Below are 15,610 nucleotides of genomic sequence, written 5' to 3'. Positions count from 1 at the left end.
CGATTAGACGATTATGGAAGTGTGGGAAGGGTTCCACCCGCAACACCGCCGAATAACGGAGAAATCGCGTTGTAGATTGTCGCCGCACCGGGAACAGGTGCAGGGGTTACCGTGCTGGTCACCGCCATATCATCGTTGGTGAAGAGCTGACCGTAGTCACCCGATCCACCCGAGTTGCTGTCGGCAATCGCCTGGTTGATCGCCCCGCCGTTGGCGGCAAAGGCACCTGCTCCGTTGATCACAGCATAAACTGCCGCGCTGGGCACCGTGGTTTGGGTCAAAAGAACCCCACCGCCGACTGCCGCAAACGGATCGATATTCCCAACCCAACCTGGATCAGTTGAAGTCGGATCTTGTGTTACGACCACCGCCAAACCGTCGCCGCTGGCACCGATTGTCGTGGACTGGGCTAAAGTCTGGACCGTTCCAAGAACCTGAGAGAGTCTCTGGTCGATGAAATCGGCATCCGCACTACCGGTTGCGTTCGCTGCAACGGAGTGATGGGTCGTTTTCTGGCTGAAGTTGTTGTTGATGACACCCGCCGTGACCATGCTGCCGACAATATCGGTCATGAAGGTTGCCTGGTTGAAGTTGCCCGTACCGCTCGGAATCGTGCTGGTCGTAACTGTACCCGCACCTCCGTCGGCCGCGTTACCGCCGCCTTCGGAGATAATCAGGCCCTGGATCGTCGCAGCTGAAGCCGCAGCAGCAGCCGGAACGAATTTGGGGCAGACGAGTGCTACAGTACACATTCCAAACAGGGTCTGGCTGAGCGCATAACCTGTTTGTGAACCGACGCCCGCCGTATAGCCGCCCAATCCCACACCATAAGCGTTAGGATTGTAGACGACCTGTGCTGGCATACCGCCGGCAAGACCGGTACCGGTACCTGTCTGAGATTCTGTGACGAACGCTACCGCCTGTGCCGCAGTCATCGCAGCGCAAGCCGTTACCGCTCCCGCAACGCTAACGCAAGCCGGTGCAGTCCCGAAGGTCATGTTGACGCCACCCGCAAACCCTGGGGTATCGAGCGTGGCGTTGATTGTTGTTGTGGTGGTTGCCGCAATGGCTCCACCTGCAATGGCCATAATAGCGACCATTGTCATAATCAATATCGATTTTAGTTTCATATTGAACTCCTTGTTGGTTTTAGTTGTTTTGTTCGTTAATAAATTTCGCATTAATTTTCACCCCCTCTCCATGCTTATGATTGATGTTTTGAAAGTCAGAACCGACAAATCGGCTCCTCCTCCCTTTCCGGCTGTATCGCCAGCCGAAAACTTTTTTAATTCGTTTTACATCCCGGTCCGGTGACACTATTGGTCACCCCGGAGGTATTCGTATACTGAGTTACCGCACGTCCCTCTGAATCAAAAAGTTGCTTTCCGGAACTATCCAGAACCGGCTGAGATATAAATGTCCCATTACAGGTGGTGGTCTTGACCACTCCACCCACGACTTCCTGATAAGTCAATATATAGTTGCCATTCGCCTGACCCACCATATTACCAGAACGGTCCGTGACCGATGTCACACTGAATTTATCGTCAAAAGTAAAGGCACCTGGCCCCGTTCCCTGTGTCTGGTTTAAATGAATCTGGGTCTGTAACTGATGTACCCGGGCGGAGGCCGAACCGGAAGAGGTAATGCGATTGATCACGGTCTGAAAATCAGGGACTGAAGAAGATTCGGTCTGGTCCAAAGAAGCCTCGCTAAAACCGGAGGAAACATTTCGGCCACTCTGCGTGTCGGCCTGGGTTCCAATCATGGTAAGTGGAACACGTGTGTCGGGGTGGGGATCACTGACATTTGAAAGCATGTGTGCATCCATACCAAATGGCCCGGTGTCCGGAGTTCGGTTCGTTGGGTTCTGCTGAGTATGGAGCTGAATATTGCCTGTGACGGTCGCCGTATCGGCTGAATAAGCCGACGGGGCAAAACAGATTAAAGTCATTAAAAGAAAAGCCTGCTGAATCATCCGTTTCCTGATTACACCTTAAGCTTGATTCTCAAGGAGCTCATCCCCTCTCAAGTGGGAGGTAAAATTATGATCCTTGAGAATCAAGCTGTTTATCGTAAAAAACTCTTTCCGTCGTCACTGATTCGTGACAGCGCTCATCCGGCCCTCTCACCGTCTCGAGGGCGTTCGTAGCCTATCGCCACTTATTCGTGGCGATACTCACCCTCCAATACTAATCATCGACTTGAGGGTTTTTTCCTCGGCAAACTGCTCTAACATATGCCCTTCGGGCTTAATCTGTAGGGACTGGTCAAAAAGGTCATCGATCTCTTCGTCCGAACAACCTCTTCGTAAGGCCTCTCTGAAATTGACTTCGATGTCAGAGAAGAGGCAGGGACGGAGCGATCCATCTGCAGTCAAGCGAACCCGATTGCAGGTATCGCAGAAATGATCGCTGATCGCATGGATAAATCCGACGACCCCTTTACCCCCCGGAAGTTTAAAGTTATAGGCGGGTCCTGAAGTTCCTTCGTTCCCCCCTTTGTCTTCGGCGTTCATTTCAAGCTTACCAAATTCCGCTTCGATCCGGTTCATGACTTCATCCATCGGCATGTATTTCGACTTCCAATCGTCGTAATCACCACAAGGCATATATTCGATAAAGCGGACATGAATATTCCGGTTTAACGTCATCTTTACAAAATCGATCACTTCATCGTCATTACAACCTTTTTGAAGCACCATATTGATCTTCAAAGGGCTAAATCCAACGCGTTCCGCCTCTTCGATCCCTTCCCAGACTTTCCGGAAGCAGTTTCCCCGGGTCACTTCTTCAAATCTCTTTGGATTCAACGAATCTAAACTGATATTCATCCGTCGTAAACCTGCCTGATAAAGAGGACCAGCCATCGATTTTAATAGTACCGCATTGGTGGTCATGGCAAGGTCTTTCAACCCTTTTTCTTTTAACGCAGCAACTTTCGCAATAAAATCAACAATACCGCTTCTCACCAGAGGCTCTCCGCCCGTAATCCGGATTTTCTTTAACCCACGCGCCACTGCACGTTCGATGATCCGATAGAATTCATCAAACGACAAGATATGGTCTTGCTGCATCCAGTTCACGCCATAAGCAGGCATGCAGTAGGTACAGCGAAGATTACAGCGGTCGGTCACAGAGACTCGCATATAGTTAACGGTTCGATTAAAACTATCGACTAGGGGTAATGGTTGGGCCATTGAAAAGACCTCCTTCATGGAAGTGACTGTTGATATGATCCGGCGTTCTAGAGGACCGGATAAATGGAAACATAATTTAAACGCATGAAACCGGTTATAAAATGAGATCGCCCTTCAGGGGATTCTATCTCACAGAGCTATTTATTTTGCAATTTAGAGACCATTCCGTTTCAAAAATGAACAGGCGGAATTCATTTTGTAAGTTATTGAAAAACCAATATTTAATTTTAGCAATTCAAAACATTTTCTCCCCGGAATAGGGAGCAAGATCTAAAACAACCAAAATTTGGGGTTCAAGGGGTAAAGGTTTACCCAAAAAAGAAGCATTCTTTTTCTCTTTAATCCCCTAAATGATTGGATAATACGTGAATAATCCAAAAAAAATAGCCGTCTGAAAGGGAAATCCAGACGGCTATTGAGGAAAAATTTCAGTTCGATTTACTGGACCTGAATGGTTCCCGCGGTCGCTTTGCCATTATTCGTCTCAACCGATTCGATGACGACATTCAAATAATCGGCATAGGCACCCAGGTAGTAAGTTCCCGGCGTCGTGTTGGCCGGAATGACCATTGTGACTGAACCGCTGATTGAGGCCCCGGGATTCAATCCCGGAGAAATGGATTTATAGGAGAGGTATTTATCTGCGGTGGTAATCGTACTGTCTGTCGAAAGGTAGAATCCAATTGCAAAGACCGCCGTCCCCCCAATCCCCTGGTTTTTAACTGTATAGGAAATAGTGACCGCGCCGCCACGGGCAACTGTGGTGGCGGTCGTCGAAACCGCCGTCATGACGAGATCAGCGGGAGGGATGGTAATCAGTCCCGAGGTGTTCGTAAACGTGTTATTGGTTTCATTCGATTCCGGAACGGCGTTGGCGTAGTCTGCCACCGCTTGAAGGTTATAGGTCCCGCCCACCACATTGGTCGGTATCGTATACGATTTGGTCCCGGTGGAAGTTCCTCCAACCGCCAGGCTTGAAACCGACCGGGATCCGAGGAAGGTATATTTTCCACCAGACACCGGATTAAGATATATCCCGACCGGGAAAGTGCCAACCGAAGCGGTCCCCGGATTGGTGACGGTATCCGTAACCGAGATGGTCGCCCCAGGCAGTTGACCAGTCCCTATCGCCGGGCTGGTCAGATTGGTTTCTGCCAGATCCACGACGACCAGATGCACCTTCGTGGCTGTTGAGAAAATATTATTGTCTTCGTTATTCTCGGCAATCTGTTGATTAGCATCCGCATTGGCCAAAACATAATAATCGCCTAATGGCACCGAAGTGGGTACCGTAAACGGAGAATTGAGGTTCAGAGTCGCTCCCGCGCCGAGGCTCCCTACCGTCTGGCTCCCAATTGAAATCGCGGTCGCCGAATTATAGAAATTGGTGGGGGAAAGATAGTAACTAATTACAAAGCTCGCGGCGGCACTTCCACCAATATTCTTGGCCGTACCGGTAATCGTCAGATTCGAAGCGACCGAGAGATTGACCGTCGCATTTGCGGAGAGAGCCGTAAAGGTCAGATCGGGAGCTGTCAGGACAATCGGCGATCCGCCGGGCACATTGATGACGGCAGGAGATGCCGCTATCATCGTGGGTACCGCCGGAACCGTGATTCCCCCGATTAAGCTGAGATTGGTCAGATCGAGATTGGTAATGGAGGAAGAAGAATTTCCGGCCAGATATCCTTTGGCGCTGTCACCGGTAATCGCAATTGACGAAATAATTGCCGAAAGATTTTGCCCGGTGTTCATCGTCTGGATCAGCAGGCTCGTATCATAAAGGAAGAGGGTATTCCAGCAGGAGGCAGCCAAAGCAGTCCCGTCGGCCGTCACACCAAGAGACATAGAATAACATTTCGGACCGCTTGTCGGAATTTTCAGCGACGTGATGACACCATTGGCCACGGTATCGATAATGACCACATAGGGATCGGCAGAGGCATAGGCAAATCCCCCAAGCGGGTTCATCGCCACATGGCTACCTCCGGTATGATAAGTTCCCGCACCATTCATCATCGGGAGATTGATCCTCCCCACCGAACTGTTGCTGGCGGTTGATATGACCGCAATATAGCCGTCCGCATTGGCAGGGTCACCGGGATTGACATCCACATTGGCATAGAGGGTCGAACCGTCCGGACTGATTGCAAGATCAAGCGGTCCCTGAGGGGAGTAGACCGCTGGCGCGCCCACAGGAATCGTCGCGGTGATCGTATTGGATTGGGTATTCATGACATAGATTTTCATGGCGTTATGGTTTGCGATATAGACCAGGTTCGTCCCCGCGGGACCCGCGATTGCGGCAGCTGTCCCTGTGACCGGGTCCGGAAGCGTAAGCGTTGCGGTCACCGTTTGACTGCTTCGGGTGATGACCGAAACGGTACCGCCTCCGTTGACCACAATCACCAGTTTTCCATCCGGCGTGGGGGCCAGAGCAAGCGGATTGGTTCCAACCGATACGGTCGCAGTAATGGCGTTGGTGGCCGGATCAATCACCGACACGTTGTTGGCGCTCCCGTTGGCAGAGTAGATCAGCGTGGGAGGGGGCCCTGGAGGGGTCCCGGTCACCACCGTTGCGAGGGCAATTTTATTCGGACCGCTGCCAACCGGAACTGAACCGGAAACCGAAAAGAGGGTCGTGTCAATAAAATAAAGCAGGTCGGGACAAGGAGGAGTCCCGCCGCAGATAGCCGATACATACAGGGTCGATCCGTCGGGAGAAACCGCAATGCCGTTATACCCGTAATTTCCGAGGAGATCCGGAAACATAAACTGCGTCACGAACGTTGCCGTATCCATCTGGGCCACGCCGATACTTGCCATGCCGCTGTTCAACCGGTAGTCTCTTGTTGTGCTGTAGAGCGTATCGCCCGCGGAGTTGATCGTGACTCCCGGCCCGGAATATTCAGACGGGACCAGATAGGTTAACCCACTGGGCATCAGACGGGTAAAGCCACCCGGGCCGCCTCCGATATTCCCCGGAATCCAACCGCGGCCGTCGGGGCCTGCGATCACTGACGAGGCTCCCGGACCGGTCGCACCCACTGTGGGCATGGTGACATGGCTTGCGATCGTCGAGACGGAAGGATTTATCGCACTGGCCAGATTGACAATCTCCGTATCTGAAAAATAGCTCCCGGAAACAACGTAAATGGCACTCTGGTCCGGCGTTACGGAAAGGTCAAGGGTATAACTCGAAGGGAGAGTCGATTTCTTAATCAAGGTTAAGGTCGTCGTCGAGTAGGCCAGAAGCTGGCCCCCGTTGGCCCCAAAGAGATACCTTCCGTCCGGTGAAATAGCGAGACCCATTGGCGCAGCGGTATTATCGGGGGAAATATTTGCGACAACCGAATTGATCGTGTTGGTGGCCGTATCGATGACAATCAGGTCGTTAATTGGAATGGACGACGTATTCACATACCAGGCAGACACATAAACAGTCTTGCCATCAGGGGCACTGACCACGCCGTAAGGGGTCTCTGTCAAGAAAATCGTGGTCGCAATCGCTTTGGTTGCCGTATTCACAACGGAAATCGATTTGGAGCTCTGGTTGGCGACATAGGCAAAGGTGGTTGTCGTCGTCCCGCAGTTGGTCGTGCAACCGGTATCGGCGGCCGTTTTAAAAGAGAGTGTACTGGGCCATTTCACGGTGACCCCGTTCCCACCTGTCGACTGATAGGTGAAATAGATCTTGGTGTTGGGATTCAGTCCGGTCAATGAGATGGAATGCATTCCCGTTGCCGTCGCATCCGAAACCTGATTTGTTAAGGACGAAGGACTGGTCCCCCAAAAAACCACGCTGTTGGCCAGGCCATCCTGGTAACCGGCCAATGACGTGTTCCAGGTAATCGTCGCAGAATTCTTGGTAATCCCGACCACATCGACGCTGGAGAGGATGACGCCGGTGCAGGTCGGACAGTAATTCACCCCCAGATAGTCCGCCGCGTTAATCGCTTCAGTTGACGTATTGGACCCGCCCCCTAACTGGGCATGGTTGCCTCCGACAGGACAGGCCTTGGTAATCATATGATTGATCGTCGCCCACCATGTGACCGTTCCATCCGGATCAGACGCGCTTCCTTCTGTCCTGGGTCCTGCAGAGACCCCTGCAAAAGCACTCAGAGGCGGGGAGTCCGCAAGGGTCAGAGTCCGAACGGTTCCGGTCGCCCGTGTGATGGTCGTGGTATGACAGAGGGTACAGGAGGTGACCGCTTTATCTTCGTAACAGCCGGCTGCTCCCGAGGAGCAATCTCCCACCGTTGTGGCTGAAAAAGCCACGGAGTTAAGATTTAGCCAGCTGAAAAAAAAGAGATAAATGAAAAGGAAATATCTTCCCTGATTGTCTTGTCTCAGCTGGCTCATTTTAATTTTCCTCCGTGGAGTCATTTTCCTGTTTTAATTTCAATTGGTCAACCTGCACAATATTTCACTTGTTCCAATTTGTTTTTCTAATCCTTCAATAAAAGAAGACCCCTATTTAATAACAGGGCTATTTCTCGATCATTTGAAACACTTTCGGCGTTCTCGGATAGATGGTCGCCACATAAAGCTGATTTCGAAAAACCGACATCGCCTCGGCGTCAAAAGGAGAGAAACTCCCCGCTTTCTCCCATTTTTTACCATCATAACTCCGATAGACTCCTGTGTTTGTAAACGAAACCGTCGCGTCGGCATAAAGCATTTCGTGATAAACCGCCATCGAGCCGATCATGCCTCCTGGCTTACTGGTTTCCTTTTCCAGGTCAAAGACCTTTTCCCAATCCTGTCCCTCTCCGGTTCTCCAGATCGTTCCATCTACCCGGGTGCCCACATAAAGCTGGTCATGAAATACCAACGCCCGGATCAATCCCTTGACCCCCTTCTTTTCAAGAGAAAGGAGCTCTATCCAGTCCTTGCCATTCTCGCTCTGGAAAAGCGCTCCGCTGTAAGTGCTTCCCGCATAGAGCTTCCCTTTAAACTCCTTTAAAAACCGAACTTTGATACTTGATTTGGAAGAATCGATCGCCTGGAACGATCCCACTTCTTCCCAATCGATTCCATTTGCCGACCGGTAAATTCGCAGGTGATACGTTCCGGCGTAAAGATACCCTTTAAAAACGCCAAGCGCCGTGACACCGGTCTCATTGGAATACGGCCTGGCGTCAAACGGAAAGGTATGAACTTTTTCCCATCGAACTCCATCGATTGATCTCCAGAGTTCCGCCTCGGGGCCTTCTACCCCCGCATAGAGCGCACCCTTAAATTCTTCGAGCGCAAACACATCACTTCCGCTCTCGCTCTTCATGACCTCTTTCCAGTCCTTCCCGTTATCCGTCCGGTATATAACCGGGTTTCCTTCAAGTCCGGCGAACAGCGCATTTCCAAAAGATTTCATCGCCGGCACATTAAACCCGCCATGGAACGAAGCCACTTCCGTCCAGTCGGCTGGAAAGTCCGGTTTCGGAGCAACAAGGTTAAGATAGGCGGCTATCAAATGGCTTTGATCATCCGTCATTTGACAGTGGAAAAATTCCCGCATCCATCGGGCCATGAGAAGCCAGTCTCTCCCGCCAGACGTTCTGATCCGGGTTTCGTCCTGACAACCCCCGGCAAAACACTGGCCATTGATTTTGACCGAGTGACACTGCCCGCAGACTTTATTGACTGTTGCGGGGCCTTCGATCATGGTCTTAACCCGGGTATCCGGTTCCAGCTTACTTTCAGAAAGAGCGTCGTTCCCTGAAAATGAAATGACCATTCCCAGGAACAGAATGATAAATCCGCGTTTTTTTTTCAATTGGAAATATAAAATTCAGTACTCTGATAACGGTTGTTTTCAGAAAACAAGCGGGAGAAGGAAGGAGAATAAAGAAGAATAACTCCTGGAAATTCCCATTCAATCTGGAGATGTCGAAAAGTGGGATTCTGAAAACAATTTCTACTTTCTTGCCCCATCTTAAATTTCTTTCATCTTGATGTCAATTATTTTTTTGGTGTTCCGATCCGACTGAGAACGTACCAGGAAGGGTCTCTTAAAGATTAAAAATGAAACTGGATATAAAAGGTAACATCAAAACCATCGAGATCGAGGGAGAGGTTTTGGGGTTTTCCCATGAAATCGGCTGCTCCGATCGTCGTCATCGGGGCATAGGTAATCGTGTCTCCCGGCACAGGAAGTGTCGCGGGTTGAGGGATCGGAATGGTCGGATCGGGCGGAAGCGAATCGGGCGGTGCAGGAAGGGGCTCGCCGAAACCGCTTGAAAAATAACGACTTACCTTAAGAGTGCTGATTTTTCCCATGACGTAGTTGATATTGGTCCCGATCGATAGCCACTTTTGAAAATGGTATTCTCCCCCCGCGCCAAATCGGGTGGAAAACCCGTAACCGGAAGCTTCCGTGACACTGACGGAGTCAAAACTGAGGTTATTGTTCGTAATCACCCGCTCAAGGGAGTCCATGGTCAAATAGGCACCGGAAACACCCAACAGGCCAATATTCAGATAGAATTTTTTCTTTCCGGGCTCGTTCATAAAATGATATCGGAGTCCCCACCAGAACTGGTTGATCGTAACATGGTACCTCGCATCCCGCGGAACAACGCTAGGTGGTTGATTCGACCGGGTGAAAATCGTGACGGAATCCTCTGCACGGGACTCTCCCTGCCAGGAAGCAAACGCAAATGTGAAAGAATATTTCGGATTAATTTCCAGTTGACCTTCTATCCCATATTCAGCCAGCCCGAAAATATGCGGCGTGACGATGTTTCGTTTGGTGGTTGGAAAATCAGGGTTCCCCGGAAGAAGAAAATTGGGGTCCTGGACGATTCCGAGATTGGGATCTGACAAGATGTGATTTAACAAATCGAGCGACGGATGATAGACTCCGATCAGAAGGCCGACACTCCATTTGCCCCATTCAAGCGGCTTTAACGGAAAGTCTTCTAATGGCGGGAGGGTCGGTTGGGTGGTTGAAGTCGTGCCGTAACCTAATGCAGTCGCGGAAAAGGTGGAGCTTGAAGAAAAGGGGGGAACAGTTGTCCCCTTTTCGGAAGGGGTAGCCTTAAAGACGGGAACGGTTCCTTCTGAGGCCGCTGTCGTCGAGAAATCGGGGTTGGACAATGGCTCCTGGCCCCACAGCGGCTGATTACTTAAGACAAGTGCAATAAAGCTCCAGAATATTATAAAACAAAATTTCACGCCGTTCCCTTAACACCTCATCTCTCACCCCGCACTCCAAATACAAATGTCGGGCGGAGCCAGGCCATTAAAGCGGGTATCAAGGTGATTGCACCGACTGAACTGGTCAACATGGCAAGAGGGACCAGGATTCCTTCCGTATGAAGGTAATAGCCCGGAAAGATCAGCGTGGCACATCCGGCGGAAATAGCGAAAGCAACATAGAGAATTGATTTTCCTGCCGTGCTCATCGAATTTGAAATGGCACTTTCCACCTTTCCGGTCTTTTTAAATTCTTCTCTCAGTCTAAAAATAAAATAGATGGCATAGTCGGCACCCATCCCGACAGACATGGCTGCAATGGTCGCCGTTCCGATCCCGAGTGTAAGACCTGAAAAACCCATCACGCCGAAATTGATCATGACTGCCAGAAGCAGCGGGAGGAGAACAAGAAGTCCTCCCAAAAGCGAACGAAATACGAGCGAAGCAATAACGAAAGTCAGGCCGCTCACCTGAAGAATGTTCTTGACCTTTCCCTGGACCATTGTTTCATTCAAAGCAACTGTGACCGGAGAACTCCCGGCGACTCCAACCGTCATATCGGGATCAAAATGGGACGGAACATAGGCGTTCACCTCTTTGATTATTTTTTCAGCCAGATCGGTGCTGTCCGTTTTCAAAAACGACCAGATGACCGCCTGCTGATAGTCGTAATTGACGAGCCGGTTGAAATCGGCCGGATTTCCGGAGATAGAATAGAGAAAAAGGTATTCCCCTGCCGCTTGCCGGCTTTCGGGTATTTTTTCCCAGGCAGGATCGCCCCCATGAATCGACCGGCTCATTTTCTTGAGGTAATCCACGTAGGATTGCGTTTTTCCAACTCCCGGGATCGACTCAAGGAGTTTTTGAAGCCCTTCGATTCCGGCCATGACCTTCGGATCTTTCAATCGGTCCGGCACTTTTCCATCGACCAGAATATAAAATGTCGATGTTCCGCCAAAGGCCTGATTGATCGCCTGATCACTGACCCGAAGCTCGGTCTTTTCGAAAAACTGGGTTTTCAAGCTGTTATTGACTTTAACCTGGGAGGCGCCTATCGAGCTGACGGCCAGGATGACTCCTCCGGCGATCAAAATTTTCATCGGGTTCCGCGGGATGAAATTCCCCACCGAGGTCAAGATATGGTCTAAATAGGAACTTCGAAGCAAGGCGTCAGGTGTCAAGCGGGGAGGAACCATCGTTCTGAATGCCGGAATAAAACTCAGTTCCAACACAACCGCTGAAAGTATCCCAAAGGCCGTTAATAAACCGAATGCCTGAAATGTTTTGAGATGGAATGTAATCAAAGACGCAAAACTTGCCGAGGCAACAAGACCTGCCGTTACCATGACCGGCGCCATCCTGAGCGTTGATTCCCGGACCGCTTCTTTATGATTTCCGGTTTTCGCATACTCTTCGTAGTAACGCTTTAAAATCTGGATCGAATGCCCTGCGGCAATAGCGACGATCAACAGCGGGGTCAATGTTTTGGTAAAGGGATCGAGCGGGATCCCCAGGAGACCCACCAGACCGAGCGCCCAGATCACGCTGAGCAGGGCCGTGAGTATCGGAATGAGCATTCCCTGAAATGACCTGAATGAAAGAAAAAGAACCCCCATAATCACCACAAACGCAATCGGGAAAACAACCTGGTTCATGACATTCGTATCGGCTTCGAGAAAAGAGAGCGCGATGGGGAGACCCCCAAGATAGATTTCGGTGTTGCCATCTTTCTCTTTATCGATAATGGCATGAAGCTTTTTATAAATAGTCGAATCGCTTGTCCAATAGGGGTTGTCTCCGGAAGCGGACCAGGAACCGCCGAAAATCAGCCCCTTAACCAGACCGGCCAGCGTATCGTAGGTTGTACTCGTCTTTGCAGGGCTTGTTTTACCCTCTTTTTTTGCCTTATCGGGGTTCCACCAGGGATTCGCACCACCTGCAGTCGTTCCTGCAGAAGATGATTTTCCGGTATCCGGATTCCACCAGGGATTACTCCCTGATCCTTTCCCCCCTGAACCGGAAGCCGCATTGGAGGGCGAAAAGACCCCCGACCTGAAATCGGTTATGATTGCCGCCGCTTTGCCATCTTCTGAAATCAGGCTTTTCAGATAAAGATCGTTGGAATAGAGACTCTTTTTCAGGTCATCAAGTCCTTCTTTCGTCGTCGGAACTTCGGCCATCATCGGGCGAATATCCATCCCCCCGGGTGAAGCATTGATATATTTGATCTTTCGATCGGAAATGGAAACGACATTTTCTTCCAGGATACCGGAAACCCCTTTTACCTCTTCGGTAATCCGCTTAATTTTGGCAAGCGTCGCCGGGTTAAAAACATCTCCGTTCTTAACCACGACACCGATGACGACCACCCGGCTTCCTCCGAAGGTCTGCTCAATCTTGTTGTTGAGCTGGACGAAGGGATGATCCTGAGGGAGAATTCTTTTCGGATCAAGAATCATGAAGAGATGCTGGAGCTGAAAAGCAAAAAACAGAGTCACCGCCAACACAACGAGAATGACTCGAAGTGGATGATTGACTAATCCGTCTACATATTTTTTAATCATGGTGTGCACACTCCTGATTTATGGATTGGCGACTTGCTATGATGATCTCGTTTGGTGTGACCTGAATAGCGACTCTTCGAAGTTTGGTTGCCCTACAAAAATGTTGTTGAAATAGAAGGTGAACTTCGGAGCCGGAGCAGTGAAGGTAATACCAAACGAGATCATCATGCCTTACCCTCGTTCTCATTTTCTTTTCTCACTTCCGATCAGGAGATTGACCCGGTCGACCAGCTTCAAGATCATGTGCGGGATTGGCTCTTTTTCCGTGCCCACCAGTTCAATATGTTCAAAGCCGATTGGAAGAAGGATTTTTCTGACCCGGGTCGTCGAAATGGCCGAGGCCATTGCTACGGTCATTTCACCCATCATTGAATTTGCCAACACAATCGAAAGAGGACCAATGATCAACTGAACATTTCCGATCGACTGAATGATCGCATTCTCTCCGGACGCCCCCTTATTAGCACCCGCGCGCATCATCGACGATGTGGCAATCGCATTCGTACCGAGCGCAATAATTTCAATTTCTTCAGGAAGATAGTCGCGGAGCTTCTTGATAATTTCGCTCCCGATCCCGCCTCCCTGTCCATCGATTACCGCAATGACCATATTTTCTCCTGGCAGGCAATTGACAAGGCCTCATTTACTTCGTTCTCGTTTCTCAGTCTTCTTCAACGTACTCACCAATGTACGCTTCAGTCGCCTTCGAACCTGCGGCCTGCGACCCTCAAAAGAAAGCTTTGATTGAGGAAGTCCTCGGCAGGGGACATCTGAGGATTTTTGAACAACCTGAAATAGTCAAAGAGTTAATTCTCATTCCACATCTTACAGAGTTGTCCTACTTAACATTGGCCTCTAAAAGCTGTATTTTACCTCTGCTATAATTCTATCATGATCTTTGAAAAAACCGATAAAATGAAATTCCGAATTCAGTTCATCGCTCCGATGACCTGAGAAGAAATCCCCACCTCCTGAAAGTTTCAGGTGGTCGCTCCATTTATAATCGATCCGGGGTCGAATCAAGGCTTCATTTCGGTTAAAGAAATAGAGCACTGAAAACTGCGTCAATATTCTGCTATTCAGCCACTCTCTCCGAATAAAGAGGGATGTGCCGCTCTCCACCTGGTCGGTCATCAAATTCTGTTCATAGTGAGGAAGAATGGTCTGTGAATATTGCAATGTGATATCCGAATCATACCAGTTGACATCCGCACTCACGCCATAAACAAAGTAATCTTCTTCCATTTCACCAAATGTATCACCAGAATCCAGAAGACCATTTCCGTTGGTATCGGCTCCGGTCTCAAAATATTTTCCATGAACATATGCGGTTTCAAACCCCATGACTGCTCCCGCAATATTTTTGGAGGTTGTCAAACCAACGTTGTGAAGCCGGGAATAGCGGGGTGTAAAAGTCAGTGTCCCGGTACTGTTCCCAAATGCTCCACGGAATGCGCCTGGAAATTGATCCCAGTTGTAGAGGTAGCTGAAACTGGAATCCCAGCCCAGGATATTTTCAGAGACTTTGACTCCCCATTCCCAGTTGATAGGACTATTAGTCGGTGTTTCGGTCCCGGGAGGAATCTGAAACTCTTCCCATTCCGTGCCTGCAGGGGCAGCCTGATGAAAAGTGAGATCTGGAATAAAAAGAGTTTCAAGTGAAATATCGCCAAAGTAGAAATCGCCTTTGGCCATCCAAAGCGGAATATACCGGTCGCCGACCTCCCTCAGGATGAATTCGGTGAAATCCATCGGATTGACCGCATCGGTGATTCGGAATCCTTCGATCAATCCCCACCGGACAATCTGTTTTCCAAGCCTGAGATCAAGCATCGAACTGTTCCAGTCGAGATAAAACTCTCTGAGGAGTGCATCGGACCGGCGGGGAGAAAATGCGGAGATTTCAGCGGCACTTCTGCTAAATTCTTTTCTTAACGGGTTGACCTCAAAGAAATCTTCGAGGTCATAGATCGCATTATAGGTTACCCGGCCGATTGAAACCAGACGGATCCTGTCGGAAAAAGTGGTGTGAAGCTCAAGTTGAAAGAGATTGAGAAATTTTGTAAACGCCGCGTTTTGAGGGTACCGATAGGCAAGTTCTGTTTTAGCGTATCCCATCCACTCCGTAGCAGGAATACCTGATTCGGCAAAAGCTTTCTGGGAGGATCCGAATATGATAAAAATGACGATGAGCGAAAAAGAAGGGAGAATAGCAAAAACAACCCCCTCTCCCTTCACATTGATCTCCTTACCTATGCTCAGGGGCCCGCGCGGTATCACTCTGTAAAACCCTCCGATGCCCCGGCTCCTGCCGCCGCGCTTTCACGGCGGTGCTCATAGCGCGATGCTCCTTAACTTATCTGTCGCGCCAATCGCCCCCAATGCTTGGACAGGCAAAACCTGATTCCAACAGGGGTCTCCTTACCGTCGTTCTTACCGGACACCGGTCGTAAGCGTTCTCTCTTTAAAGAGATCATCTTTTAGACCGGTGTTGATTTTTAAATCCGAAATTTCAAAAATAGTTTTATGCTGAGTCTGGACATTGACGACTTCCGAGCTTTTCCAGGCTTTATAGCCCGATACTTCCTGCCAGTTCATTTTCTGGCTCTTGAGAAGCTCGCCTTTCCGGTCATAATATTCGATTTTC

The 15,610-nt window shown here is 49.8% G+C and carries 12 protein-coding genes; 2 read left to right on the top strand and 10 right to left on the bottom strand.

Going from position 1 to position 15,610, the window contains the following annotated elements; genetic code table 11:
- Positions 1–11 precede the first annotated feature (11 nt).
- Complete coding sequence (locus tag HY200_03430) at positions 12–572, bottom strand: hypothetical protein (protein ID MBI3593983.1); 561 nt, start codon at positions 570–572, stop codon at positions 12–14.
- A 13-nt stretch (positions 573–585) separates the two neighbouring features.
- Here HY200_03430 and HY200_03425 point away from each other — a divergent pair, with 13 nt between their 5' ends.
- Together HY200_03425 and HY200_03420 are read left to right on the top strand one after the other, a co-directional pair.
- Positions 586–780 (top strand): hypothetical protein, encoded by a 195-nt coding sequence (locus HY200_03425; protein MBI3593982.1) that lies wholly within the window; start codon positions 586–588, stop codon positions 778–780.
- Positions 781–903: 123 nt separating this feature from the next.
- Positions 904–1,314, top strand: a complete 411-nt coding sequence (locus tag HY200_03420; GenBank protein ID MBI3593981.1) for a hypothetical protein — start codon at positions 904–906, stop codon at positions 1,312–1,314.
- Here the strand turns inward: HY200_03420 and HY200_03415 are convergent.
- The 9 genes from HY200_03415 to HY200_03375 form a co-directional block, all read right to left on the bottom strand.
- Positions 1,286–1,978 (bottom strand): hypothetical protein, encoded by a 693-nt coding sequence (locus HY200_03415; GenBank protein MBI3593980.1) that lies wholly within the window; start codon positions 1,976–1,978, stop codon positions 1,286–1,288. The genes HY200_03420 and HY200_03415 overlap by 29 nt on opposite strands.
- A 201-nt stretch (positions 1,979–2,179) precedes the next feature.
- On the bottom strand, positions 2,180–3,199 hold the full coding sequence (gene moaA, locus HY200_03410; protein ID MBI3593979.1) for a GTP 3',8-cyclase MoaA: 1,020 nt from the start codon (positions 3,197–3,199) through the stop codon (positions 2,180–2,182).
- Positions 3,200–3,637: 438 nt separating this feature from the next.
- Positions 3,638–7,564 carry a hypothetical protein gene (locus HY200_03405; protein MBI3593978.1) on the bottom strand — a complete coding sequence of 1,309 codons (3,927 nt, stop codon included), beginning with the start codon at positions 7,562–7,564 and terminating at the stop codon, positions 3,638–3,640.
- 127 nt (positions 7,565–7,691) lie between these two features.
- The gene (locus HY200_03400; protein ID MBI3593977.1) at positions 7,692–8,978 is read right to left on the bottom strand and encodes a hypothetical protein; all 1,287 of its coding nucleotides are present in this window, start codon (positions 8,976–8,978) and stop codon (positions 7,692–7,694) included.
- A gap of 242 nt (positions 8,979–9,220) precedes the next feature.
- A complete protein-coding gene (locus HY200_03395) occupies positions 9,221–10,300 on the bottom strand; it encodes a hypothetical protein (protein MBI3593976.1) in 1,080 nt (359 codons plus the stop codon).
- Between the two features lie 95 nt (positions 10,301–10,395).
- Positions 10,396–12,963 (bottom strand): MMPL family transporter, encoded by a 2,568-nt coding sequence (locus HY200_03390; GenBank protein MBI3593975.1) that lies wholly within the window; start codon positions 12,961–12,963, stop codon positions 10,396–10,398.
- A gap of 183 nt (positions 12,964–13,146) precedes the next feature.
- Positions 13,147–13,572, bottom strand: a complete 426-nt coding sequence (locus HY200_03385) for a DUF3842 family protein (protein ID MBI3593974.1) — start codon at positions 13,570–13,572, stop codon at positions 13,147–13,149.
- A 246-nt stretch (positions 13,573–13,818) separates the two neighbouring features.
- On the bottom strand, positions 13,819–15,243 hold the full coding sequence (locus HY200_03380) for a hypothetical protein (protein ID MBI3593973.1): 1,425 nt from the start codon (positions 15,241–15,243) through the stop codon (positions 13,819–13,821).
- Positions 15,244–15,396: 153 nt separating this feature from the next.
- A partial coding sequence (locus tag HY200_03375) for an outer membrane lipoprotein-sorting protein (GenBank protein MBI3593972.1) occupies positions 15,397–15,610 on the bottom strand: 214 nt, incomplete at its 5' end.

The organism is Nitrospirota bacterium, assembly GCA_016194305.1.
Taxonomy (GTDB): Bacteria; Nitrospirota; Nitrospiria; order JACQBW01; family JACQBW01; genus JACQBW01.
Note: the sequence above shows the minus strand (reverse complement) of the source record. Positions and strands in the feature narration are given on the sequence as shown.